The sequence below is a fragment of the Janthinobacterium sp. SUN026 genome, from assembly GCF_030397625.1.
Taxonomy (GTDB): domain Bacteria; phylum Pseudomonadota; class Gammaproteobacteria; order Burkholderiales; family Burkholderiaceae_D; genus Janthinobacterium; species Janthinobacterium kumbetense.
On record NZ_JAPQNU010000003.1, the window covers coordinates 88,927 to 113,632 of the forward strand.

The 24,706-nt window shown below is 64.8% G+C and carries 16 protein-coding genes; 10 read left to right on the forward strand and 6 right to left on the reverse strand.

Translation table 11 applies throughout. The features are described from left to right. Positions 1-114: 114 nt before the first annotated feature. On the reverse strand, positions 115-2,070 hold the full coding sequence (locus tag OX459_RS15115; protein ID WP_289905658.1) for a GAF domain-containing sensor histidine kinase: 1,956 nt from the start codon (positions 2,068-2,070) through the stop codon (positions 115-117). A 185-nt stretch (positions 2,071-2,255) separates the two neighbouring features. Between OX459_RS15115 and OX459_RS15120 the strand changes: the two genes are divergently transcribed. The 5 genes from OX459_RS15120 (at position 2,256) to OX459_RS15140 (ending at position 9,980) form a co-directional block, all read left to right on the forward strand. Continuing rightward, positions 2,256-3,803 carry a C13 family peptidase gene (locus OX459_RS15120; protein ID WP_289905659.1) on the forward strand — a complete coding sequence of 516 codons (1,548 nt, stop codon included), beginning with the start codon at positions 2,256-2,258 and terminating at the stop codon, positions 3,801-3,803. Between the two features lie 42 nt (positions 3,804-3,845). Then, positions 3,846-4,208, forward strand: coding sequence for a cation efflux protein, CzcI family (czcI, locus tag OX459_RS15125; protein ID WP_289905660.1), 363 nt, complete (start codon positions 3,846-3,848; stop codon positions 4,206-4,208). A 107-nt stretch (positions 4,209-4,315) separates the two neighbouring features. Beyond that, positions 4,316-5,554 (forward strand): TolC family protein, encoded by a 1,239-nt coding sequence (locus OX459_RS15130; RefSeq protein ID WP_289905661.1) that lies wholly within the window; start codon positions 4,316-4,318, stop codon positions 5,552-5,554. A gap of 12 nt (positions 5,555-5,566) precedes the next feature. After that, on the forward strand, positions 5,567-6,772 hold the full coding sequence (locus tag OX459_RS15135; RefSeq protein ID WP_289905662.1) for an efflux RND transporter periplasmic adaptor subunit: 1,206 nt from the start codon (positions 5,567-5,569) through the stop codon (positions 6,770-6,772). Positions 6,773-6,797: 25 nt separating this feature from the next. After that, on the forward strand, positions 6,798-9,980 hold the full coding sequence (locus OX459_RS15140) for a CusA/CzcA family heavy metal efflux RND transporter (RefSeq protein WP_289905663.1): 3,183 nt from the start codon (positions 6,798-6,800) through the stop codon (positions 9,978-9,980). 23 nt (positions 9,981-10,003) lie between these two features. Here the strand turns inward: OX459_RS15140 and OX459_RS15145 are convergent, their stop codons facing one another. After that, positions 10,004-10,516 (reverse strand): hypothetical protein, encoded by a 513-nt coding sequence (locus OX459_RS15145; protein ID WP_152252198.1) that lies wholly within the window; start codon positions 10,514-10,516, stop codon positions 10,004-10,006. A 364-nt stretch (positions 10,517-10,880) separates the two neighbouring features. Between OX459_RS15145 and OX459_RS15150 the strand changes: the two genes are divergently transcribed. After that, positions 10,881-11,519, forward strand: a complete 639-nt coding sequence (locus OX459_RS15150) for a PEP-CTERM sorting domain-containing protein (RefSeq protein WP_289905664.1) — start codon at positions 10,881-10,883, stop codon at positions 11,517-11,519. 80 nt (positions 11,520-11,599) lie between these two features. Here the strand turns inward: OX459_RS15150 and OX459_RS15155 are convergent, their stop codons facing one another. Continuing rightward, positions 11,600-11,779 (reverse strand): hypothetical protein, encoded by a 180-nt coding sequence (locus tag OX459_RS15155; RefSeq protein ID WP_077399114.1) that lies wholly within the window; start codon positions 11,777-11,779, stop codon positions 11,600-11,602. A gap of 269 nt (positions 11,780-12,048) precedes the next feature. Here OX459_RS15155 and OX459_RS15160 point away from each other — a divergent pair, with 269 nt between their 5' ends. Continuing rightward, a complete protein-coding gene (locus OX459_RS15160) occupies positions 12,049-12,429 on the forward strand; it encodes a hypothetical protein (protein WP_289905665.1) in 381 nt (126 codons plus the stop codon). Here OX459_RS15160 and OX459_RS15165 read toward each other — a convergent pair whose 3' ends face one another. Beyond that, entirely contained in the window at positions 12,430-15,435 is a 3,006-nt protein-coding gene (locus tag OX459_RS15165) for a CHASE domain-containing protein (protein ID WP_289905666.1), read from the reverse strand. Between the two features lie 264 nt (positions 15,436-15,699). Between OX459_RS15165 and OX459_RS15170 the strand changes: the two genes are divergently transcribed. Next, positions 15,700-16,419 (forward strand): AraC family transcriptional regulator, encoded by a 720-nt coding sequence (locus OX459_RS15170; RefSeq protein WP_289905667.1) that lies wholly within the window; start codon positions 15,700-15,702, stop codon positions 16,417-16,419. Here OX459_RS15170 and OX459_RS15175 read toward each other — a convergent pair. Together OX459_RS15175 and queC are read right to left on the reverse strand one after the other, a co-directional pair. Further along, positions 16,403-17,308, reverse strand: coding sequence for a sterol desaturase family protein (locus tag OX459_RS15175; RefSeq protein ID WP_289905669.1), 906 nt, complete (start codon positions 17,306-17,308; stop codon positions 16,403-16,405). The genes OX459_RS15170 and OX459_RS15175 overlap by 17 nt on opposite strands. Positions 17,309-17,386: 78 nt before the next feature. Continuing rightward, a complete protein-coding gene (gene queC / locus OX459_RS15180; RefSeq protein WP_289899447.1) occupies positions 17,387-18,112 on the reverse strand; it encodes a 7-cyano-7-deazaguanine synthase QueC in 726 nt (241 codons plus the stop codon). 221 nt (positions 18,113-18,333) lie between these two features. Between queC and OX459_RS15185 the strand changes: the two genes are divergently transcribed. Then, a complete protein-coding gene (locus OX459_RS15185) occupies positions 18,334-20,247 on the forward strand; it encodes an autotransporter assembly complex family protein (protein WP_289905670.1) in 1,914 nt (637 codons plus the stop codon). Beyond that, positions 20,247-24,674: a translocation/assembly module TamB domain-containing protein gene (locus OX459_RS15190; RefSeq protein WP_289905671.1), complete on the forward strand. Its 4,428-nt coding sequence runs from the start codon at positions 20,247-20,249 to the stop codon at positions 24,672-24,674. The genes OX459_RS15185 and OX459_RS15190 overlap by 1 nt, the downstream gene beginning before the upstream one ends. Positions 24,675-24,706: the final 32 nt, after the last annotated feature.

Below are 24,706 nucleotides of genomic sequence, written 5' to 3' on the forward strand. Positions count from 1 at the left end.
ACCTGAAAAATGTCGAGGGCAAGGCGCAGCGACGCAGACAGTACGCATGTACGGCAAGGAGCTGCAACGCCGCCATCGGCATTTTCTCAGGCCCGCGTCTCCGGCCCGCCGCTTTTAGGTTTTCAAGGACACATCATTGAACCCGAGCGGGAAACGGATTTTATAGTGCAATCCCATGCCTGGCGCACTGACCACCTTCACCGTGCCGCCCAGCGGCCCCGTCACCAGGTTATACAGGATATGCGCACCCAGGCCGCTGCCACCGGAACCCCGCTTGGTCGTGAAGAAAGGGTCAAACAGCTGGCCCAGGGTGGCGCTGTCCATGCCCATGCCGTCGTCGCTGTAGTCAAGTTCCAGCATCTCGCCGGCCGTGCGCACGCTGATCCTGATCTTGCCCGGCTCGCCTTCGACAAAGCCATGCACCAGTGAATTGACCACCATGTTCGTGACGATCTGCGAGACGGCGCCCGGATAGCTGCGCAGCTGCACCTCGGGCGGGCAATCGATCTCCACCTTGACGGGCTTGCCCTTCAGCTTGGGCTGCAAGGACAGCAGGATTTCATCGAGGTATTTGCGCAAGTTAAAGCTGCGCAATTCGTCCGACGACTGGTCCACAGCCACCTGCTTGAAGCTGCGCACCAGCGCCGCGGCGCGTTGCGTGTTCGTCGTCATGATGCGCAAGGTCTGGTCGATGATGTCGAAAAATTGCCGCAAGCCATCTTCATCGAGCTGGCCGCCTTCCAGGTCTTCGCGCGTGAGCTTCAATTCCTGCACCAGGTGGCTCGTGGCCGTCACACAAATGCCCAGCGGCGTATTGATTTCATGCGCCACGCCCGCCACCAGGCGCCCCAGCGAAGCCAGTTTTTCCTGGCGCACCAGTTCCGACTGCGCTTCCTGCAAGGCGCTCAGGGCGCTGTTCAGGGCCGCGTTCTGCTCTTCCAGCGCTTCCTTGGCGCGGCGCATGGCGCTGTCGGCCTGGATGCGGGCCATCGCCACGGCCACGTGGCTGGCCATGAAGGCCAACACGTCCAGTTCCGCCTGGCCATACACGACGGATGTGTCATAGCTTTGCACGATGATCACGCCATATTTCCGGTCGCCCAGCAGCATGGGCGCGCCCATCCAGCTGGCGATGCTGGTATTGCCCAGCGGCTCTTCCATCTCGCCGCTGGCCACCAGCGCCGCATAGCTGCCGGCATCGAGCAGGCAGGCTTGCCGCCGCGCCAGCACATAGGAACTCATGCCGATGCCGTAATGAAAGCGTTTTACGGGCGCCTGCGCATCCTTTTCGTCGACGAAATACGGGATCGTGATGTCCTTGTTATCCGGGTGGTACAGGGCGATGAGGAAATTCTTCGCCGTCACCAGCTCGCTGATGATGGCGTGCAGGCGCGCGTACAGGGTCGTCGCATCGGATGCCTGCGCCGACAGGTTGGCGATTTCATACAGCGCATGCTGCAGGTTTTCCGCGCGGCGCCGCTCGGCCACCTCGTGCGCCAGCAGGGCCGTGCGCTCCTGCACCGCCTTTTCCAGCCGGTCCATGCTTTGCATGCCTTGCAGCGCGCTCGACACGTGCGTGGCGATCAGCGCGAACAGGGCCTGGTCTTCCAGGCTGAAGCGGTGCTGCGCGTCGTAGCTCTGGATGACGATGGCGCCCAGCACCTGGTGCTGCTGGTCCAGCAGCGGACAGCCGATCCAGTGCTCGGCCGCCGTGCCGCCGCCCCAGGCGCCGCCGCCGATGGCGCGCATGGCGTCGTCGTCGGCCGTCATCACCAGCTGCTTGCGGTTGACGATGACCCACGCCGTGGGCGACTGCGCGGCGCTGGCCAGGCGCACGCCCTCGTCCGGGTCGGGCGCGGCATCGAATTCGTCGACAAAATAGGGAAAGCGCACGAGGCCGTCGTCGCGGTCGCTGAGCGCGACATAGAAGTTCGCCGCATACATGATGCGTCCCAGCGCCGCATGCACCGCCTGCAGGAATTCACTGATATCGCTGCAGGTGCTCGAGCGCTGCCCGATTTCCAGCAACACGGTTTGAACGGCTTCCAGGCGGCTGAGGCGGCTTTCCATGGGTGACTATGTACCTTGTGCAAGTATATGTTCTGAAAATCAATATTATCAGTTCAGCCCAGCCTTGGCACGGCATAAAACGGAGAATCTTGCCTTGAGGCAGAGCAACACACGCCACGCGCGCATTTGCCACGCTGGCAATACAGTGGCAGACTAGGCCCCTTCCTACAGACCAGACCGTCCTCATGACTGCCACGCTACGCGCCTCGCTTCGCCCCTACACCCTCGCCGGCCTGCTGGCCTTTGCCGCGCTGGGCATGCCGCCGCTGTGCGCCGCGCCAGCCAAGGCGCCGGCGGCGGAAACGGCCGATGGCGGACGCTATTTCGGCCCCCTCGTCGCGGGCAAGATGCATGGCCAGGGCCGGCTCGAGTATGCGAGCGGCGCGTTTTACGAAGGGGGCTTCGCGCGCGGCGTGTTTTCCGGCCAGGGCAAGCTGCGCCAGGCGTCCGGCGTCGAATACACGGGCGCGTTCAGTCAGGGCGCCTTCGACGGCCTCGGCCGCTACACCTCGCCCAAGGGCGAAATTTATACGGGCAACTTCGTCAAGGGCAGCTTCGAGGGCGTGGGCCGCTTCCAGGGCGCCGACGGCGCCACCTTCGAAGGCCATTTCAAGCACTGGCGCCCGCACGGCGCCGGCAAGCTGACCGACACGGACGGCACCGTCTTCGAAGGCGAATTCGTCCAGGGCCAGGTGCAGGGCAAGGCCACCGTCACCACCAGCGACGGCATCCATTACGAAGGCGAGCTGAAGGACTGGAAATTCGAGGGCCAGGGCGTGCTGCGCACGGCCGAGGGCGACGAATACCGGGGCGGCTTCAAGAATGGCCAGTTCGACGGCAAGGGCGTGCTGCGCTATGCCGTGGCGCAGGCGGACGGCCGGCGCGAAGACAGCGGCAACTGGACGGAAGGCCTGCTGGACGACCCGGCCCTGGACAAGCTCACGCGCGACAATATCGAGCTGGCCCTGTACAACCAGCGCACCTTGCTCGACGGCGCCCTGGCGCGCATCGCGCCGCGCGATGCGGCGAAAAAGATCAATCTGTATTTGCTGGGCGTGGCCGGCGATGGCGCACAGGAAGTGTTTCACCGCGAAACGGCCTTCGTGCAGCACCAGTTCGACCGCGATTACGGCACCGTGGGCCGCTCCTTGATGCTCGTCAACAGCCGCAACACGGTGGCGCAGCAGCCGATGGCCACGCGCACCAGCATCGCCGCCAGCCTCGACGCGCTGGGCGCGAAGATGGACAAGGCCAACGACATCCTGTTCCTGTTCCTCACCAGCCACGGCTCGCCCGAGCACGAACTGGCGCTGGCGCAAAACGGCATGGACCTGCACAGCCTGCCCGCGCAAGAGCTGGCGTCCATGCTCAAGCACAGCGGCATCCGCTGGAAAGTCATCGTGATCTCGGCCTGCTATGCGGGCGGCTTCATTGCCCCCTTGAAAGATGACAACACCCTCATCATCACGGCCGCGCGCAGCGACCGCACCTCGTTCGGCTGCGACGACCAGAACGATTTTACGTATTTCAGCGAAGCGTATTTCAAGGAAGCCTTGCCGAAAAGCAGCAGCTTCACGGAAGCCTTCGACAAGGCCAAAGTGCTGGTGCAGGCGCGCGAAGCGGCCGATTTCCGCGAAAGCGGCATGGAAGCGGAAGAGCATTCCGAGCCGCAACTGTTCCAGGGCAAGGCCATCGCCGCGCAATTGAAGGCGTGGCGCGCCCAGCCGCGCTGACATGGGCACGCCCGCCCGCCTTTCTGTACAATAGCCGTCACCATGCGTAAATTCTTCCTCATTTTGCTGCTGTTCGTGCTTCCGCTCCAGATGTCCTGGGCCGCGGCAAGCGCGTATTGCCTGCACGAGGAAGGCAAGGCGGCGCAGCACTTGGGCCACCACAGCCACCAGCACAAGGCGGATGCGGACAAGAAACCCGTGGCCGACAAGACTGACAAGCAATCCAAGGGCCAGCCGCACAGCGATTGCAACGTCTGCCACGGCATCGGCCACGCATGGCTGCCGGCCGGCTCCAGCCTGCCCGTCGGCGACATGGCTTCCGTGAACGCGGACACTTCCCCCTTCTTTTACGCTTCCCACATCCCGGACGCTCCCAAACGCCCCGACTGGTCGTCGGCCATCTAGGCCGACGGGACGTCCCCTTTTGTCATAGCGCAATGCGCGCCCTGAGATGATCCGGGCGCAGGCCTGCGCGTCCCGTCGAATTCTTTTTCCATACCTTGGAGAATTCGATGCACCGATCCATTTATCTATTGCTACTCTCTGCTGGCCTGCTGGCCGGCAACTTTGCCCACGCACAATCTGGCGTGGAACCCGCCGCACCCCTGACCCTGCCCGCCGCGCTGGCCCTGGCAGAGGGCGGCAACGCCACCCTGTCGGCCGCCCGCCATGAACTGGCGGCCCAGGGCGGCGCCCTGCAACAGGCGCGCGCCTTGCCCAACCCGGAATTGCAAACCGTGCTGGAAGACACGCGGCGCGCCACGCGCAGCACCACCGTGCAGCTCAACCAGCTCATCGAGCTGGGCGGCAAGCGCGGTGCCCGCGCCGCCGTCGCCCGGCGCGGCGCAGACCTGGCGCAGGCGGGCCTGTCCCTGCAACAGGCGGACACGCGCGCCGCCGTCACGTCCGCCTTTGTCGACGTGCTGGCCGCGCAGGAAGGCTTGCGCCTGGCCGACAGCGCACAAGCGCTGGCCGCGCGCGCCAGCGACATCACGGCGCGCCGGGTGACGGCCGGCAAGGCGTCCCCGGTCGAGGAAACCCGCGCCAGGGTGGCCGAAGCGAGCGTGCGGCTGGAACTGAACCTGGCGCGCAGCACCCTGGCCAGCGCCCGCCAGCGCCTGGCCGCCCTGTGGGGCAATGCCACGCCCCGCTTCACCCTGGCAGAGGGACGCCTGGAAACCTTGCCGGAGCTGCCCCCGGCCAGCGAACTGGCGGAGAGAATGGCCCAGGCCCCTGCCGTGCGCCAGGCGCAAAGCGCCCTGGCCCAGCGGCAAGCCATGCTCGACGTGGAACAGCGGCGTTCCACGCCCGACGTCACGCTCAGCATCGGCATGAAGCGCTCGGAAGAGCTGGGCCGCAACCAGGCCATCATCGGCCTGGCCCTGCCGCTGCCTCTGTTCGACCGCAATGCGGGCAACAAGCTCGACGCCTTGCGCCGCAGCGACAAGGCCAGCGACGAGCTGGCTGCCGCCCGCATCGCCGTGCAAACGGCCGTGGCCGCCGCCAGCGAACGCCTGGCCACGGCCAGGCTCGACGTGGAAAGCTTGCGCCAGGACATCTTGCCTGGCGCGCAAAGCGCCTACGACGCGGCCAGCAAGGGATTCGAGTTCGGCAAGTTCGCCTTCCTCGACGTGCTCGACGCCCAACGCACCTTGCTGCAAGCCAAAAACCAATACCTGCGCGCGCTGACAGAAGCGCAGCACGCCGCCGCCGACATCGAGCGCCTGCTGGGCACACCAGCTCCTCTGTAAGGAACACCCTCCATGAACATCACACGCAACAAAAAGCAGGCGATCGCCATCGCTTCCATCGCCGCCGCCGGCATCGTGCTGGCCGTTCTCATCCTTGGCACGGGCAAGTCCAGCGCCCCGGCAGTCCCGGCCGCCAAGGCGGAAGCACATGCGGAAAAGAAAGACGAACACGGCCACGAAGAAGTGGAAGGCAAGCTGGAATTGACGGCTGCGCAAAGCCGCGCAGCCGGCGTCGTCATCGCCACGGCCGCGCCCGGCCGCATCAAGACGACGGTGGCCCTGCCCGGCGAAATCCGCTTCAATGAAGACCGCACGGCCCACGTCGTGCCGCGTCTGGCCGGGGTGGTGGAAGCCGTGCACGCCGACCTGGGCCAGCTGGTCAAGAAGGGGCAAGTACTGGCCGTCATCGCCAGCACGGAACTGTCGGAACAGCGCAGCGCACTGCTGTCGGCGCAGCGGCGGCTGTCGCTGGCCCGCTCCACGTATGAGCGCGAAGAAAAACTGTGGCGCGAGAAGATTTCGGCCGAACAGGATTATCTGCAGGCGCAGCAAGCGTGGCGCGAAGCGGAAATCGCCGTGCAAAACGCCCAGCAAAAGCTCAGCGCGCTGGGTGCCAACTCCACCAGCAAGGGCCCGCTGAACCGCTACGACATCCGCGCGCCGTTCGACGGCATGGTGCTGGAAAAACACATCACCCTGGGCGAAGCCGTCAAGGAAGACGCGAACATCTTCGTCATTTCCGACCTGTCGACCGTGTGGGCGGAAATCGCCGTGCCCGCGAAAGACCTGGCCACCGTGCGCATGGGAGGCAAGGCGGAGGTCAAAGCGTCCGCGTTTGATGCCAGCGCGCAAGGCACGATCACCTATGTGGGCGCGCTGCTGGGCGAACAGACGCGCACGGCCAAGGCACGCATCAGCTTGCTGAACCCGGACATGGCGTGGCGCCCGGGCCTGTTCGTCACGGTGGAAGTGGTGTCCGGCGAAGCGGACGCGCCCGTCACCGTGCACAGCACGGCCATCCAGACGGTGGAAGACAAGCCCGTCGTCTTCGTGCAGGTGAAAGATGGCTACCAGGCCACGCCCGTGGTGCCGGGCCGCAGCGATGGCAGCTTGACGCACATCAAGCAGGGCCTGGCCGCCGGCACGCCGTACGCGGCGCAAGGCAGTTTCGTCCTGAAGTCCGAGCTGGGCAAGGACTCCGCCGGTCACGAACACTGATCACGTCAAGGCTAAGGAAACCATCATGTTTGAACGCTTGATCCGCTTTGCCATCGACCAGCGCTGGCTGGTGATGCTGGCCGTGGCCGCCATGGCCGGCCTGGGCATCTACAGCTATCAAAAGCTGCCCATCGACGCCGTGCCCGACATCACCAATGTGCAGGTGCAAATCAATACCCAGTCCGCCGGCTATTCGCCGCTGGAAACCGAGCAGCGCGTCACCTTCCCCATCGAGACGGCCATGGCCGGCTTGCCCAACCTGGAGCAGACGCGCTCGCTGTCGCGCTATGGCCTGTCGCAAGTGACCGTGATCTTCAAGGATGGCACGGACATCTATTTTGCGCGCCAGATGATCAACGAGCGCTTGCAGGAAGCGAAGGAAAGCTTGCCAGCAGGCATCACACCGAAGATGGGCCCCGTTTCCACGGGCCTCGGCGAAATCTACCTGTGGACGGTGGAAACGCAGGACGGCGCGAAAAAGCCCGACGGCACGCCGTACACGCCGACGGACTTGCGCGAAATCCAGGACTGGATCATCAAGCCGCAGTTGCGCAATGTCACGGGCGTGACGGAAATCAATGCCATCGGCGGCTACGCCAAGCAATACCAGGTAGCGCCCTACCCGGAAAAACTGGCCGCCTACGGCATCAGCCTGCAAGACGTGGTGACGGCGCTCGAGCGCAACAACAGCAACGTGGGCGCCGGCTACATCGAACGGCAGGGCGAGCAACTGCTGATACGCGCGCCGGGCCAGGTGGCGTCCAAGGACGACCTCGGCAACATCGTCGTCGCCAATGTGCAGGGCGTGGCCATCCGCATCCGCGACGTGGCCGACGTGGTGCTGGGGCGCGAGCTGCGCACGGGCGCGGCCACGGAAAATGGCCGTGAAGTGGTGCTGGGCACGGTGTTCATGCTGATCGGCCAGAACAGCCGCGCCGTCTCGCAAGCCGTCGACAAGAAGATGGTGGAGATCAACCGCAGCCTGCCGAAAGGCGTGCACGCCGTCACCGTGTATGACCGCACGGTGCTGGTCGACAAGGCCATCAATACAGTGAAGAAAAACCTGCTGGAAGGCGCCGTGCTGGTGATCGCGATTTTGTTCCTGTTCCTTGGCAATATCCGCGCGGCCGTCATCACGGCCATGGTGATTCCGCTGGCCATGCTGTTCACGTTTACGGGCATGGTGCAATACCACGTGAGCGCCAACCTGATGAGTTTGGGGGCGCTGGATTTTGGCATCATCATCGATGGCGCCGTGGTGATCGTGGAAAACTGCGTGCGCCGCCTGGCCCATGCGCAGCAAAAACTGGGACGACCGTTGACCTTGCAAGAACGTTTTCACGAAGTGTTTGCGGCATCGCAAGAGGCGCGCCGGCCCTTGCTGTATGGTCAGCTGATCATCATGGTCGTGTACCTGCCCATCTTCGCGCTGACGGGGGTGGAAGGCCGCATGTTTACGCCGATGGCCCTGACTGTCGTCATCGCCCTGCTGGGCGCCATGCTGCTGTCGATCACCTTCATCCCGGCCGCCGTGGCGCTGTTTATCGGCGACAAGGTGGCGGAGAAGGAAAACGCCATCATGCGCGCCGCCAAGCGTTGGTATGCGCCGCTGCTGGACAAGGTGATGCGCAACACGCCCGTCGTGCTGACGGGCGCGGCGGTGGCCGTGGTGCTGTCGGGCTTGCTGGCTACGCGCATGGGCAGCGAATTCGTGCCCAGCCTGAACGAGGGCGACATCGCCATCCAGGCCTTGCGCATCCCCGGCACCAGCTTGACGCAATCGCTGGCCATGCAGCAACAGCTGGAAAACAAGCTGATGAGCAACCACAAGGAAATCGCCCGCGTATTCGCCCGCACGGGAACGGCCGAGATCGCTTCCGACCCCATGCCGCCGAATATTTCCGACGGCTACATCATGCTCAAGCCCCGCGACCAGTGGCCGGAGCCGAAGAAATCGCGCGAGCAATTGCTGGCGGAAATCGAGGCGACGGCCAGCAGCTTGCCAGGCAACAATTACGAGTTTTCGCAACCGATCCAGCTGCGCTTCAATGAACTGATTTCCGGCGTGCGCAGCGACGTGGCCGTGAAACTGTTCGGCGACGACATGCTTGTCCTCGACGGCACGGCGGCGAAGATCGCCGGTGTGCTGGGCAAGATTCCGGGCGCCACGGAAGTGAAGGTCGAGCAGACGACGGGGCTGCCCATGCTGACGGTGCAGATCGACCGCGAGCAGACGGCCCGCTATGGCCTCAACATTGCCGACGTGCAGTCGGCGATTGCCACGGCCATCGGCGGGCAGGAAGCGGGCACGTTGTTCCAGGGCGACCGCCGCTTCGACATCGTCGTGCGCTTGCCCGACAGCCTGCGCAGCGACCTGGAGCAACTGAAACGCCTGCCCATCGCCCTGCCCCTGGGCGCGGCGGCGGAAGGCCGCGCGCGCTTCATCCCGCTCGGTGAAGTGGCCAGCCTGCAGGTGGCGCCGGGGCCGAACCAGATCAGCCGCGAAGACGGCAAGCGCCGCATCGTCATCAGCGCCAACGTGCGCGGCCGCGACATCGGCTCGTTCGTGGCCGACGCCACGCAGCAGCTGCAAGCGCAGGTGGCCATTCCCGCCGGCTACTGGACCAGCTGGGGCGGCCAGTTCGAGCAATTGCAGTCGGCCACGAAACGCCTGGAGCTGGTGGTGCCGGTGGCGCTGGCCCTCGTCTTCGTCTTGCTGTTCGCCATGTTCGGCAACGTGAAGGATGGCTTGCTCGTGTTCAGCGGCATCCCGTTCGCCTTGACGGGCGGCATCGTCGCCCTGTGGCTGCGCGACATTCCCATGTCGATCTCGGCGGCCGTGGGCTTCATCGCCCTGTCCGGCGTGGCCGTGCTGAACGGCCTGGTGATGATCGCCTACATCCGCCAGCTGCGCGAACAGGGCATGCCCTTGCAGGAGGCGATACGCGTAGGGGCCATCACGCGCCTGCGGCCCGTCTTGATGACGGCGCTGGTGGCCTCGCTGGGCTTCGTGCCGATGGCCATCGCCACGGGCACGGGCGCTGAAGTGCAGCGTCCGCTGGCCACCGTGGTGATCGGCGGCATCCTGTCGTCGACAGCCTTGACCCTGCTGGTGCTGCCGCTGCTGTACCGGCTGGCGTACCGCAAGGAAGACGAGGTGGAAATGCACACCGCGCCCGAAGGCGCGGCGGTACAGCTGAGTAAATAGAGGGAAGCGCTACCGCAATCGGCTTAACCCGGCCGGCGGTAGCCGCCTTCGATCCAATTCGCCGCCGACGTGGCGTTGAACTTGAACGCGGCCGAGGTACGCACCTTGGCGATCTGTTCGCCGTCGGCGTCGTAGGCGCTCAGTTCCGCGTACGGGTGGTCTTCGTCGGGCACGATGTCGAACATCACCTTGATCTGCCCCTCGTCGGTGGCGACGAACAGGTTCTTGTGCAATTGCGCATGCAGCTGCTGCTCGTGGCGGCGCAGCACTTCCGAGGCCGTCTTGACCAGCGTGTTGAACGCGTTGACGTCGAGCGGCTTCGGGTTTTTCTTGTCGCGGCCCATGGTCCACGGGCCCACCAGCGCTGGCTCCGGTTCGCCATCCTTGATCATGGCGACGGCCCAGCCTTCATCTTCCTCGTTCTTGATCACGCGCGCCGTCCAGCCATTGCCTACCCACAGGCGCGGCTCCTGGATTGGGGCGTCGTTGTCCTGCTCGGCTGCTTCGTCAGAAAAATCGGGGAAATCGGTACTCATGGCGGTGCTCGTGATGGAAGGTCGGGGCTAGCATGATAGTCGAAAACGCCCGCCCGTGCCGCCTTGCCGCAAGGTAAGGCGCGGCCCGCCATAGTCGATCCAGGCAAGAAGACAAGCTATCAATGTAGTAGCTTTACTCTAGCAATCGCGCTTTGATATTTCTCAAGTCAACCTATTATTATTTTTGAATCTGAATTATGTTTTTTATATTTAAATATTGCATGTAGTAATGCTTGGCCTCAAGAAACTCCTGCCTCATGCGACGTCCCTCTTCCCCGCACGCCGTACTGCCTCGCCACGCCGGGCACTTTCGTCGTTCCTGATAAAAATAGTTGTGTACACCCATACATTCGAGGGAATCAACATGAAAATCTTGTCCACTCTGGCCTGCGCCACGCTCGCCGTCGCCGCAGGCAGCGCCAGCGCAATTCCCACCTTCACTACCGGCGGTACGGTACTGGCAGGCGAAGGGCTGGTCACATCCGTGGCCGGCGCCACCACCATCGATTTCAATGATGGCCTGGTGCCCGGCAATTACACGGGGAACGTCTTTACCAGCGATCACCCAAGCTACGCCGCGCAACCACCGAACGATCTGACGGCCTTCTATTCCGTCGGCGTGACGAATGGCCAGATCACCCCTGGCATCGCCACCTTCGGTGGCGGGTTGAGCTATTTTGGTTTCTACATGGGTTCGCCAGATGCGTATAACAGCGTCGTCTTCACCATGGGTGATCAAAGCACGGTCACCTTGACGGGATCGCAAATCGCCACCTTGGGCAATGTCAGCTCCAATGGCGATCAATCGGTCGGCCTGTATGTGAACGCGTGGGCGGGCGAAGGGGCAAAATTTACCTCGATCGCCTTCCACTCGACAGGCCAGGACGCCTTTGAAAGCGACAACCACGCCTTCATCGCCGCCGTGCCCGAACCGGAAACCTATGCCATGCTGCTGGCCGGCCTGGGCTTGCTGGGCTTCATGCTGCGCCGCAAACAATCCTGATTCCAGGCATGCACCAGCAAAAGCCCGCGCAGCGGGCTTTTGTCATTACCAGGCTGCTCGTTTCTTTCGACGACCAGGCATCAGCACATGGACATGGCAGGCCGGTTGGGCCAGGTCAGCGGCGGACCGGGCGGTACCCAGCGCGGGTCGATGGCCGGCAGCGGCGCATGGTAATTGAAGGGGTTGATGATGATCGGCGGTATCGCCGATGGCGCGCCGACGGGCTCGGCGCAGGACTGCGTGGCGCTACGCTGGCGCATGATGCGATGGTCAGGGGGGGATAGCGATTGATCCCCGGTATCTGCAAACAAAAGCATGTTGCCCTCCTTGCGAGACTGAGGTATTCAGTATAGGTCGGCTTGCGCGCATTACAAGAAAAGAAATCTTGTTCCAGATCAGCGTTTTTCTGGCCCCCAGCGCCTTCCATACCGTGAAAATGACGGCCTGTCGCACGCCGCTGGCGGCGAGCCGGGCGCATCCCTACAGTGTGAGCATGCAACACCCCATCACCCACACACCGAGGCCTATCATGAAAAAATTGCTCACCTTCGCCCTCATCGTCATGCTCGCCTGCCTGTTCCTCGACAAGATCAGCGGCAGTGGCAGCGACATGCACATGCAGTTCAACGGCGACGATGTCGACGGGCCGCTGGAGTGGCTGTTCGGCCTGGTGTTTGCCGGCGGCGGCTTGCTGATCGCCGCCATCGCGGTGGTGTGCGCAGCCGTCATCACGGGAGTCGTCCTGGCCGGCGTGGGCGTGGTGCTGATCGCGGTGGTGGCGCTCTGCGTGGCACTGGCGCTGGCCTTGAGCACGCCCGTGCTGCTGCCGCTGCTGATTCCCGTCGCCATCGTCTGGCTGATCGTCAGCCGCAACCGCAAGCAGGCGCAAGCGCGTCAGCACAGCCTGTAATCACTGCGCCATGAACTTGCTGAGCACGCCGTCGCCGCCGCCGTCATTCTGTTCGATGCGGTTGCGCCCGCCCCGCTTGGCCCGGTACAGCGCCTCGTCGGCGCGCGCCAGCACGGCATCGCAATCGGCATCGGTACCGGCCATGGCGGCCATGCCGATGCTCACCGTGATGGTGATCACAATGCCGCCATCGATGGTCAGCGAACTTTCCGCCACGCGCCGGCGCAACCGTTCGGCAAACACGGCGGCGGCGCTCAGATCCGTGCCAGGCAGCAAGATGGCGAATTCTTCGCCGCCCACGCGGCCCGGCACGTCGACCTTGCGCAGCGCCTGGCACATCAGCGCGCCCAGGTGGCGCAGCACGGCATCGCCCACCGCGTGGCCATACTCGTCGTTGACGCGCTTGAAGTGATCGATGTCGAGCATCAGCACGCTGGCGCAGCTGGCCAGCTCGCGCTGCAGCCGCGCATGCTCGTTTTCCAGCGCCGCCATGAAGTGGCGCCGGTTCGGCAAGCCGGTCAAAAAATCCGTGGTGGCCAGTTGCAGCAGTTCCGCGTTCATGCGCTTGCGCTCGGTGATATCGAGCGAGGACACCATGACGAAATCGAGGCTGTCCGCATGGCCCGGCATCACCAGCAAGCTCAATTCATTTTGCCGCGCCGCACCATCGAGACGCACGAAGCTGCTCTCGCACTCGTACAGGTGGGCGCCGCCAGCCAGCGCCAGCAACGCATCGCCAAAGCGCGGCAAGGCGCTGTCGTCGAAATTCTGCGCCAGGCCCAGCGCGCCGCGGCGCTGGTCGTCCTCGTTGGCGCGCACCTGCGCCAGCGCGGCGCCGTTCGCATCGATGATGCGCACCAGCCCCGCCAGCCGCTGCAGCGCCTCCGGATGGGCCTGGAAGTGGGCGCCCAGGTCGCGCACGCCCGCTTGCTCGAGAACATCGAGCGCGGCGCGCACGGCCGACCAGTCCTGTTCCCACAGGGCCACGGGCGCATGGTCGTACAGGCTGCGGAAACGCGCTTCGCCGGCGCGCAGGGCCAGCGCCACTTGCGCCTGCTCAATAGCCATGCCGGCCAGATGCGCCGCCTCGCTCAGCCGCGCCAGGTGCGCCGCACCCGGCAAGGTGGGCTGGCGGTGATACGCCATCAGCACGCCCAGCAGCTTGCCCGAGCCGCCACGCACGGGTTCGGCCCAGCACGATTGCAGCTGGGCCCGCCACGCCAGTTCCATCGTCTCTTGCGCATCGGCAACGGCGTGCAAGTCGCCGACGATCACGCGCAGGTCATCGCGCAAGGCTTGCGCGGCGATGCCATGCACGCCCTGCAGGGTGTCGAGGTCATGGCCATGGCTGGCCAGGTTGAAGAACGCGGGCAAGCCCGGCGCCGCGCCCAGCACCAGGCGGTGGCGGCTTTCATCGAGCAGCAAGATGCTGCACAGCATGGCGGGATGGTCCGCTTGCACGCTCAGCACCACGCTTTCCAGCACCCGTTCCAGCGGCGCACCCGTGGCCAGCATTTCCAGCACTTGCCGCCGCGTATGCTCGCGCCGTTCCATCTGGCTGCGCTCGCTGATATCGCGGAACGTCCACAAGCGCGCCTGTTCATTGCCCAGTTGCATGCTGCGCACATATTGCTCGACCACCCGCCCATCGCGCAGGTGCAGCACGTCGCGCCGCTCGCGGTGGCCGTGCGGCGCATGGACGCGTGCTCCGAGGAAAGGCGCCGCCTGCTCCAGCTGGCTTTCCACATGGCGCACCAGCGCCGCGCCGTCGGCTTGCCAGTCGAGCGCATCGGGCACTTGCCACAGGTCGCGGAAGCGCCGGTTCGACGTGAAGATGCGGCCATCGATGTTGTCGACCAGAATGCCGTCGATGGTCGAGTCGAGGATGCTGCGCAGCATGGCCTGGCTGCGCTGCGCCGCCTCGGCCATCGCCAGCACGCTCGCCTGCCCCTGCTCCAGCTGGCCCGTCAGTTCGCTCGAACGCGCCAGCGCCGCCTGGGCGCGGGCGCGGCCCGCCGCCAACAGCCAGGCGGTCAGCGCCAGCACGGTGCTGGCCAGCAAGCCGGTCAAGGCCACCAGGCGGGGCCGCGCCAGCAGTTCGCCATCGAAACCGGGCATGGCGCGCACGCGCAAGGTCCAGGCATGGCCGGCGATGGTGATCGTTTCCTGCGCCACCAGGCTGTCCGACGCGGCAGACGACAAGGCGCCCGGCAAGCTGTCATACATCAGGGCCGCCTCGGCCAGTTGCGCGCCATCATAGATTTCCAGGTCCAGCTGGCGCGCGCTCTCGCCGCCCACGCCAGCCATCAGGTCGCCCATGCGAAATGGCGCAAATACCCAGGCGCGCAAGGCGGCGCGCCGCTGCTCCACGCTGCCGTGCAGCAAGCTATTCTCATACACGGGCAGCACGATGAGAAAACCATGCGACTGGGCGCTGCCGCCATCCTGCACCAGGTGGATCTTGCCCGTCATCGCGGCTTGCCCCGTGTCGCGCGCCTGTTCGAGCGCGGCGCGGCGCACGGGTTCGGAGCCGATGTCGTAGCCGAAGGCCAGCAGGTTGCTCTCGCTCAAGGGTTCCAGATAGGTGATCGGCGCATGCCAGGCGCGCTGGCCGTGCGGACGCACGGCATAGCCGGGATAGCCTTCCGCGCGCACGCCGGCCTCGTGCCGCGCCAGGGCGGCGCCGGACAACAGCGGCAGGTAGCCGATGCCATGGATGCCGGGAAAGTGGCGGTCCACCTGTTGCACCGCCAGATAGGCGTGGAATTCGCGGCGCGTGACTTCCTGCGAACTGGCATACAGTCCCTGCACCCCGTGCAGCACCTGGATATAGGTCTGCATGCGGCCGGCGATGTTGTTGACCAGCTCGTGCACGCGGAAATCGAAATCGGCCCGCACCTGCTGTTCGCTGGCATCATGGGCATTGCGCCAGGCGCCATACGTCAACCCCAGGCACAGCGCCAGCACCAGCGCGGCCAGCACGCGCGGTCCCATCCAGTGCGACACTGGCCCAGCAAACCACGACGTAGACGCGCGTGTAGGCATGACAGGATGACAAGCAGAACGGATATCAAACCGCTTCACGGCCAGCGACGTGGCTGGCGGCGGGCTGCAGGACTACCATCGGTAGTCGATGAGAATGATAGTACGTTACAGCGGGCGGCCTTGCAATGCTGAATATTGTATTAAAAAAATCACATATTTCGCCAATGCAATGATGTGTACTCCAGGAAAATTCGATGCCGTGAAAACAATCCATCACTCGCTGATATGATCGCCCCGCAATCCATCACCTGGGAGTCGCGTTTGCAACAGGATAGCTGGCAGGGAACACTCTGGCTGGCGCCGGACTTCGCCATCTTGCATGGCGCGGCGGGCGCCACGGCCAGCCACGCCCATTATGCGCACCAGTTGATGCTGAGCACCGGGGCGCCTTTCACGGCCGAGCTCGACGGCATCGTCCACACGGCGCGGCACTTGCTGGTCGATAGCCTGCGTCCGCACGCCGTCCTGGTTGCCCCGGCGCCCATGCTGACCATCTATGCGGAACCGCAACGCCTGGGAGGCCCGGCCCTGCTGGCGGCGGCCGGCAGCGCAGGCATGCCCAGCCTGGACAGCCTGGCCGCCGCGCTGCAGGCGCAGCCGCGCGAGCACTTGCCCGATCCCCGCTTGCGGCGCGCGCTGGACAAGGTCGACGCGTTATTGTCAGGCAAGGTCAGCGCAGCCGCCGTGGCCGAGGCGGCGCATTTGTCGCTGAGCCAGCTGGAACGCCTGTTCAGCGCCCAGCTGGGCTTGCCCGTGCGGCGGCTGGTGCTGTGGCGTCGCCTGCGCCTGGCCATCCGTTTCATTGTGCTCGGCAGCACCCTGACGGAAGCGGCCCACGGCGCCGGCTTTGCCGATGCCGCGCATTTTTCGCGCACCATGCGCAGCCTGTTCGGCGTGCGCGCCGACCGCAGCTTGCGCCAGCTCAACGTCAAGCTGCTCGATTGAGGGGCGCGCGCAAGCCTTCCGGCAACTCGGGCGCGCGCACGCCCTCTTCCGCGCGGAACGGTTCCAGCAGTTGCGCCCCGTACGCGGCCGGGTAATCGGGACGGCTGCCGATGCCAAGGTCCTCGCCCCGCATGCGGTAGCCGGGCGTGTCGAAACGTGTGCCCAGCAAGCGGTCCCAGCAGGTAAAGAACAGGCCGAAATTCACGTCGCCCGCCGTGCCGTATTTCATGTGGTGAAAACGGTGCAATGGCGCCCAGGCAAACACGTGGCGCAATGGCCCCATGCGCATGTCGACATTCGCGTGCTGCAGCAGCAACTGGATCGCCACGGCAAACGCCAGCACGCCCATGACACGCTCCGGTATGCCCAGCAGCAACAAAGGCAGCATGCCGCCCGCCGCTTCCAGCAGCAGGTGCAGCGGGTGCTTCATCCAGCCGTTGAAACCGTACAGGCGCGTCACGCTGTGGTGCACGGCATGCAGTTTCCACAGAAAATAATAACGGTGGCTCAGGTAATGCACGAGCGTGATGCCGCAGTCGGCAATAAGGATGGCCAGCAGCAGCTGCGCCCAGAACGGCAACTGGCCGGGCCAGAACGGACCCAGCGCCAGGTGCCCGGCCAGCAGGGGGAAGATGGCCAGGCCCAGCAGGTACAGCGCTTCATTGACGAACGCGTGCGCAATGTCGCGCCAGCCGTCGCCGTGATCATGGTTCCACGCGCCGTCATACGGCAGGTAACGCTCGGCCAGGAAGGATGTGAGCAGGGCCAGCAGCAATAACGGCGGCAAGACCCGGAGGGGAAGTTGGCAAAGCGCCACCAGCACGGTGGCGGCGCCGATGAAGCCGGCCCAGAACACGGGGCCGTACAGCGCGGCAAAGAGGGATTTCATGGCAAGACGCTCCTGTGGCAAAAACCACAGCATGGCCTTGTCCCCCGCCCCGCCGCTTGAAGAAACGGCGCAAACTGCTTATTTGACAGCCGGCTTCGCAGCCTTCCTCGCCGCGTACTGCTGGTAGCCATTCGCGCGCAGGGCGCAGGCGGGGCAGGTGCCGCAGCCATAGCCCCAGTCGTGCAACTCGCCCCGCTCGCCCAGGTAACACGTATGCGTGCCGCTGCGGATCAGGTCGACGAGCGGCTGGCCGCCCAGGTCTTCCGCCAGGTCCCAGCTTTGCGCCTTGTCCAGCCACATCAGCGGCGTTTCCAGCTTCAGGCGCGTGTCCATGCCCAGGTTCAGGGCCACTTGCAGCGCCTTCATCGTGTCGTCGCGGCAATCCGGATAGCCGGAGAAATCCGTCTCGCACATGCCGCCGACCAGCACCGTCAAGCCGCGGCGGTAGGCCACGGTGGCGGCCACCGTCATGAACAGCAAGTTGCGTCCAGGAACAAATGTGTTCGGCAAACCGTTTTCCTGCATGACGATCTCGACGTTCTGCGTCATGGCCGTATCGGAAATGGCGGAAATCAGGGACAGGTCGATCATGTGATCCTGGCCCAGGCGGCTGTCCCACTCGGGCGACTGCCGGCGCATCTGTTCCAGCACGCCGGGACGCACGGTCAGTTCGATCGCATGGCGCTGTCCATAGTCAAAGCCGATAGTTTCCACGCGGCTATAGTGTTTCAAGGCCCAGGCCAGGCAGGTGGTGGAATCTTGTCCACCGCTAAAGAGCACCAGTGCGGAGTCCGTTGCTAGCATAATTTCTTTCTTTGAGTTTTGTTCTGTCCAATAGTGCGCGGGGAAACGAGATTCCCCATGCAAAAAATACTTATTCGTCCGCCATCAGTTTACCTATTCCGGTAACATGCAGTCAGCATTTACTCATCTGGAGCACCATGTTTTCTGCACGACCCATACGGCATACGGCTGCCGGCAAGGCGATACGACCACGAATTTTGGCACAAGTAGTGACAAAAGCAATGGGTCAACTGGCACTGGCGGCCGCCGGCAGTGTCATCTTGCTGTTCCCCATCGCCCAGGCCGCCGCGCAGGAGGGTGCGCAACAGAGCGCGCAAGACGCGCCCGCCGACAGCGCCGCCACGGAAGCGGCGCCCGCCCCGCTGCAGTACGAGGTCAAGGTCAATGCACCGGGCGACCTCGATGAGTTGCTCGAAAAAAACCTGGACCTGGAACGCTTCCGCGGCAACCCGCGCATGGACCGCGAGCAATTGCAGCGCCTCGTCCGTGATACGCCCGAGCAAGCCAGGAACCTCATCGCCACGGCCGGCTACTATACGCCCGTCGTCACGGTGCGCGTCGATACGAGCGGCGCCAAGCCCGTCGTCATCGTCGACGTCGATCCGGGCCAGGCGGTCACCATCGACAAGGTCGAACTGGAATTGCGCGGCTTCGATCCCACGCCGCCGCTGGCCGCCAGCGAGCCCTACGATACGGAAGCCCTGAAGCGCAGCTGGTCCCTGAAGACGGGCAGCGTGTTTCGCCAGGCCGACTGGGAATCGGCCAAGCGCGCCCTGCTGCGCGAAGTGGTGCAGACGCGCTACCCGCGCGCCCAGCTGGTCGACACGCAAGCCGTGGTCGACCCGGAAACGCATAAGGTCTCGCTGCTGGTAGTGCTCGACAGCGGCCCCGAGCTGCGCTTCGGCGAGCTGCGCATCGAAGGCTTGAAACGCTACGATCCCAGCATCATCCGCAACCTCGACAAGATACGTCCGGGCGAGTACTACAGCGAATCGGCGCTGCAATCGTTGCAGGCGCGCCTGCAGGACACGGGCTACTTTGCCAGCGTGGAAGTGAGCGCCGACATGAGCAGCATCCTCAGCGAGCAGATCGAGGCCGGCCAGGAAAGCCAGCAAGCCGAGGCCGAAGGTGCCAGCGCCGCCGCCGAAGCCAAGCCCGTCAACCGCGGCCCCGCGCCGCTGCTGCCGCTGGTGGTGCGCGTCACGGAAAACAAGCAACAGAACGTCAGCGCCGGTCTCGGTTTCAGTACGAACACGGGCAATCGCGCCCAGCTCAACTATGACAACCTGAACGTGTGGGGCACGCGCTTCAAGAGCGCGATCACCATGGAAACGAAGAAACAGGCGGCGCACGCCAATTTTTACTTCCCAACGACCGAGCGCGGCTACAACGACAGCGCGGGCGCCTCGTTCGAGCGCAGCGACATTTCCAACGAAATCACGGCCGTCACGACCATCTCGGCCAAGCGCAACTGGGGCGGTACCAACCTCGAGCGCAGCCTGACGTTCGAGTTCCTCAGCGAGGACAAGACCGTCGTGGGCCTGGAACAGACGCGCAGCAAGAGCTTGCCGTTGACCTATGCCATCACCAAGCGCAGCCTCGACAGCCTGCTGTTTCCCACCAAGGGCTACGTCATCAACGCCCAGGTGGGCGGCGCCCTGCTGCCCGTGCTGACGGACGAGCGCTTCGTGCGCGTGGCCGGCAAGGCCGTGTATTACCGTCCGCTCGGTGAAAAAGGCGAGCTGATCGTGCGCGGCGAAATGGGCGCGCTGGGCTCGAAGGAAAAACGCGGCGTGCCGGCCGTCTACCTGTTCCGCGCGGGCGGCGACCAGTCCGTGCGCGGCTATGGCTACCAGGAACTGGGAGTCAAGGAAGGCGACGCCACCATCGGCGGGCGCTACATGCTCACCGGCAGCGCCGAATACCAGTACTGGTTCAAGCCGAAGTGGGCCATTGCCGCCTTCTATGACGCCGGCAACGCGGCCGATACCGTGAAGGCGGCCATGACGCCGAAATCGGGCTACGGCCTGGGCGGGCGCTACAAGAGCCCCGTCGGTCCCATCAATGTCGACGTGGCGTATGGCCACGCCGTCCACGCTTACCGTTTGCACTTCTCTCTGGGATTCACTTTCTGATGTCCGATATTACTACCGAGTCCCCCAACGGCGCCGCGCCGCCACCGCCGGCGAAAAAGGTCCGCCGCTGGCCCCGCTATGTGGCGATCGCCGTCGCCAGCCTGGCAGTGCTGCTGGGCGGCGCCTTCTGGTTCCTGGGCCGCGAATCGACCTTGCAGATGCTGGTGCAAAAAGTGGCCAGCGCCAGCGGCGGCGAAATCGCCGTGTCGGGCGTGTCCGGCTCGCTGTACAACCGCATGCACCTGGGCCACGTCAGCTACCGCAGCAAGACGCAGCACATTACGGCCGAGAATATCGACATCAACTGGTCGCCGTTCCAGTTCTTCTCGGAAGGCATCGCGATCAGCGAACTGCATGTGGCCAGCCTGTCCGTGGAAAGCACGGCGCCCTCCGAGGAACCGTCGACGATGCCCGCCAGCCTGGCTTCGCCGTTCAAGATCGGCATTGCCGACGCGCGCCTGGACAAGGTGACCTTGGTGAGTCCGGGCGGCAACACGGTATTTGAAAAGATCCATTTCACCTTGTCGGGCGACAAGACACAATGGCAGCTGGAAGACGCCTCGGCCCTCACGCCCTTCGGCCAGGCCACGGCCAGCGCGACGATTGCCGCCACGCAACCGTTCAAACTGTCAGGCAAAGCCGGCTTGACGCAGATCAACCCCGTCGCCGGCGAAAAACCGGCCGCCCTGGCCCTGCAACTGGGCGGCGACCTGAATGTGCTGAACGTCACGGCCAAGGGCAGCGCGGGCGCGGCCACGGCCGACGCCCGATTGGCGCTGGCGCCGTTCGACCCCGTCATCATCCTGCGCTCGGCCAGCATCAAAGGCCGCAACATCAATCCGGGCAAGTTTGACGCGACCTTGCCGCAGGCGGACCTGAGCCTGGAACTCGACGCCGCCATCGATACGCGCCCCAGCGCGCAAAGCGTGTCGGGCAAGCTGGCCATCCTCAACCACGCGACACCGGGCCCCATCGACCAGCAAAAGCTGCCGCTGCGCCAGTTCGAGGCGAGATTAGGCGGCACCCTGACGGCCACCACCCTGGAGTCGGCCCTCATCGATTTCGGCACTGCGGGCAAGTTCACGGGCAGCGGCAAGCTCAACCGCGACGCGGCCGATGCCCCCATCGGCAATGCGCAGCTGACCTTGCACACAGACAAGATCGACTTGCAGCACATTTACAGCAGCATCAACAGTACGAAGATCGTCGGCGATATCGTGCTCGACAGCGACGGCAAGACGCAAACCCTGCGCGCCAAGCTGGGCGAAGCCAAGCTGCGCCTGGACGTGGAAGCCACCCTGGCCGATTCCCTCGTGCAATTGCGCAAGGCAACCTTGCAAGCGGGCAAAAGCAGCGTCAACGCGACGGGCCAGATCAGCCTGAAGGATGAACAACCGTTCAAGGCCGTGGCCAGCACCAGCCGTCTAAATCCCGCCGACTTCGGCGCCTTCCCCGTGGCCGACCTGAACCTCGACGTGCGCGCCAACGGCCACGTGGCGCCGCAATGGCTGGCAAATGCGGACTTCACCGTGCGCCCCAGCAAGCTGCTCGACCAGCCCCTGTCCGGCAAGGGCAAGCTGACGGCCGATGCGGCCCATTTCAGCGGCATCGACGTGCAATTGGCGCTGGGCAAGAACAACGTGACGGCCAAGGGCAACTTCGGCGGCGCCGGCGAAAAACTCAACTGGAACGTCGATGCGCGGCAACTGTCCGCCCTGCAGTCCGACTTGCTGGGCAGCGTGCTGGCCAGCGGCGTGGTGCAAGGCACCATGCAGCAGCCGCGCACGACGTTTGTTGCCGATGCGAAAGGGCTTGGCTTGACCAGCGGCAAGCGTCCCGCGCCGGACAGCGCCATCCACGCCAGCGGCGACGTGGGCTTGACGGGACCGAAGCAGGTAGCGGAACTGAAAGTGACGGGTTCCTTGCAAAAGATCAACCCGGCCGCGTTTGGTGCTGCACTGCCCAACGGCAACGTCAACGCGGATTTCAACGGCAGCGGCCGCCTGAGCGGCGACTGGCAAGTGGCCCTCAACCTGGCCCTGCGCGAATCGACCTTGCAAAACGCCCCGCTGGCCGGCTACGCCAAGCTGTCGGCCAATGCGAAACGGGTCGACAGCGTGGATACGGAACTGCGCCTGGGGCCGAACAGCCTGCTGGCCAAGGGCGCGCTGGGCGGCGCCACGGACAAGCTGACGTGGAAACTTGATGCGCCGCAACTGTCGACCCTGGGGCCCCGCTTTGCCGGCGTGCTGCAAGCGTCCGGTTCCGTCAGCGGCAAGATGGACGCGCCGGCCGCGCAGCTGACGCTCGATGGCCGCGATCTGACCTTCTTTGGCGACCAGCAATTGAAATCCATCAAGGGCAGCGCCAGCGTGGGCGCCGGCCAGGGCGCGCTCGACCCCATGGTCAGCAGCCTGGACATCACGGGCTACAGCACGCCCACCTTCAAGCTGGGCAGCGCCCGCCTGGCCACGACGGGCACGCGCGGCAGCCATACCGTGAGCCTGGCGGCGCGCAACGACGATTTCGACGCCACCGTGCAAATCCGCGGCAGCCAGAGCGGCGCCAGCTGGACGGGCACGATCGACGGCCTGCAAAACAAGGGCCGCTATGCGCTCGTGCTGCAAGCGCCCGTGCCCGTGAAAGTGGCGGGCCCCGCCGGCAGCGGCGTGGCGGGCCTGGGCCAGCCGGAGCAGATCAGCGTGGGCAACACCGCCATCAAATTGCCTGCGGGCAGCATCACCATGCAAAGCCTGGTCAAGAACGGTCCCCGCTGGACCAGTTCCGGCCAGGCGGCGGGCGTGGCGCTGACGTATCTGGCGCAAGTGATTCCCTCGCTGCAAGCCAATGCGCGCAGCGACCTGACCTTGGGCGCGCAATGGTCGCTCGACATGCAGGTGCCGACGGCGCAGCAGAAAGATCCCTCCCTGGCGGGCATGTTGCACATCTACCGCGAAAAAGGCGACGTGACGGTGGGCGTGGAGCAGCCGCTGGCGCTGGGTTTGCGCACCCTCGACGCCCGCGTGGATGTTGCCAACCAGCAGCTACGCCTGGCCGTGAAACTCGATGGCGCGCGCGCGGGGCAGAGCGATATCAATGCCACCGTGCAAATGCTGGGCGGGCGCATCAGCAACGACAGCGCCCTCTCCCTGACGGGCACGACCAGCATCGATTCGCTGGCCTGGCTGGCGCCGCTGACGGGCCAGCCGGGCCTGGAACTGGGCGGCGCCTTGAAAGTGGCGCTGTCCGGTAGTGGCACCATCGGCGCGCCGCAATTGAATGGCGACATCAACGGCAGCAAGCTGCTGGTGAACTGGGCCGACCAGGGCTTGAAATTGCGCAATGGCGTGCTGCAAGCCAAGCTGGCCGGCGATCAATTGCAATTGCAGCGCCTGAGCTTTGACGGCGGCGATGGCAAGGTACAGGCAGACGGCTGGGTACGCTTTGCGAATGGCGAAGCGAGCCTGGAACTGAAATTGATGGCCGATCGCCTGCAAGCGCTGTCGCGCCCCGACCGCACCTTGATCCTGTCGGGCAACAGCACCCTGGTGCGCAACGACAAGCGCTTCAGCTTCGAGGGCAAGTTCAAGGCCAACCGCGCGCTGATCGAACTGGCGCCGCAAGATACACCCACGCAAAGCAGCGACGTGGTGGTGCTGGGCAAGGAAGTCAAGGGCAGCAAGGAAGCACCATCCTTGCCATTGAATATCGACCTCGAGTTTGACCTGGGCAATGCCTTCCACCTGCGCGGCATGGGCATCGATGCGGACCTGGCGGGCAATGTGCGCGCCAGGGTCATCAACCGCGCCGCGCCGCGCGTGACGGGCAGCATCAAGGTTGTCACAGGTCAATACGCCGCCTATGGACAAAAGCTGTCGATCGAACGGGGCTTGATCGCCTTCACGGGCGCCTACGACAACCCGTCGCTGAACATCCTGGCCGTGCGCAAGCGTCCCGAAGGCGAAGCCTTGTCGGAAACGAATGTGGAAGCGGGCGTGGAAGTGCGCGGCACGGCCCAGGCGCCGACGGCCAAGCTGGTGTCCACCCCGAGCGTGTCGGACAGCGACAAGCTGGCCTGGCTGATCCTGGGCCACGGCGCGGAAACGGCGGCCGGCGATGAAATGGCCCTCTTGACGACGGCAGCAGGCGCCCTCTTCGGCGGCTCCGGCGGCGGCTTGCAGGGCAAGCTGGCCAATTCGCTGGGACTCGACGAAGTGGGCCTGTCGCAGGCGCAAGGGCTGGAAAGCACGGTCGTCACCGTCGGCAAGCGCCTGTCCTCGCGCGCCTACCTGACGTTCGAGCAAGGCACGAGCACGGCGACGAGCCTGGTCAAGCTGCGTTACAAGCTGAACCGCCGCATCACCCTGCAATTCCAGACCGGCACGAACAATGCCCTGGACGTGCTGTACACGTGGGCGTTCGACTAATCAGACGTTGAAATGCAGAAACAACAAAGGGC

Coding starts and splice junctions, on each gene's coding strand:
- OX459_RS15115 (WP_289905658.1), bottom strand. CDS start 2,070: ATGGAAAGCCGCCTCAGCCGCCTGGAAGCCGTTCAAACCGTGTTGCTG.
- OX459_RS15120 (WP_289905659.1), top strand. CDS start 2,256: ATGACTGCCACGCTACGCGCCTCGCTTCGCCCCTACACCCTCGCCGGC.
- czcI (WP_289905660.1), top strand. CDS start 3,846: ATGCGTAAATTCTTCCTCATTTTGCTGCTGTTCGTGCTTCCGCTCCAG.
- OX459_RS15130 (WP_289905661.1), top strand. CDS start 4,316: ATGCACCGATCCATTTATCTATTGCTACTCTCTGCTGGCCTGCTGGCC.
- OX459_RS15135 (WP_289905662.1), top strand. CDS start 5,567: ATGAACATCACACGCAACAAAAAGCAGGCGATCGCCATCGCTTCCATC.
- OX459_RS15140 (WP_289905663.1), top strand. CDS start 6,798: ATGTTTGAACGCTTGATCCGCTTTGCCATCGACCAGCGCTGGCTGGTG.
- OX459_RS15145 (WP_152252198.1), bottom strand. CDS start 10,516: ATGAGTACCGATTTCCCCGATTTTTCTGACGAAGCAGCCGAGCAGGAC.
- OX459_RS15150 (WP_289905664.1), top strand. CDS start 10,881: ATGAAAATCTTGTCCACTCTGGCCTGCGCCACGCTCGCCGTCGCCGCA.
- OX459_RS15155 (WP_077399114.1), bottom strand. CDS start 11,779: ATGCGCCAGCGTAGCGCCACGCAGTCCTGCGCCGAGCCCGTCGGCGCG.
- OX459_RS15160 (WP_289905665.1), top strand. CDS start 12,049: ATGAAAAAATTGCTCACCTTCGCCCTCATCGTCATGCTCGCCTGCCTG.
- OX459_RS15170 (WP_289905667.1), top strand. CDS start 15,700: ATGATCGCCCCGCAATCCATCACCTGGGAGTCGCGTTTGCAACAGGAT.
- OX459_RS15175 (WP_289905669.1), bottom strand. CDS start 17,308: ATGAAATCCCTCTTTGCCGCGCTGTACGGCCCCGTGTTCTGGGCCGGC.
- queC (WP_289899447.1), bottom strand. CDS start 18,112: ATGCTAGCAACGGACTCCGCACTGGTGCTCTTTAGCGGTGGACAAGAT.
- OX459_RS15185 (WP_289905670.1), top strand. CDS start 18,334: ATGGGTCAACTGGCACTGGCGGCCGCCGGCAGTGTCATCTTGCTGTTC.
- OX459_RS15190 (WP_289905671.1), top strand. CDS start 20,247: ATGTCCGATATTACTACCGAGTCCCCCAACGGCGCCGCGCCGCCACCG.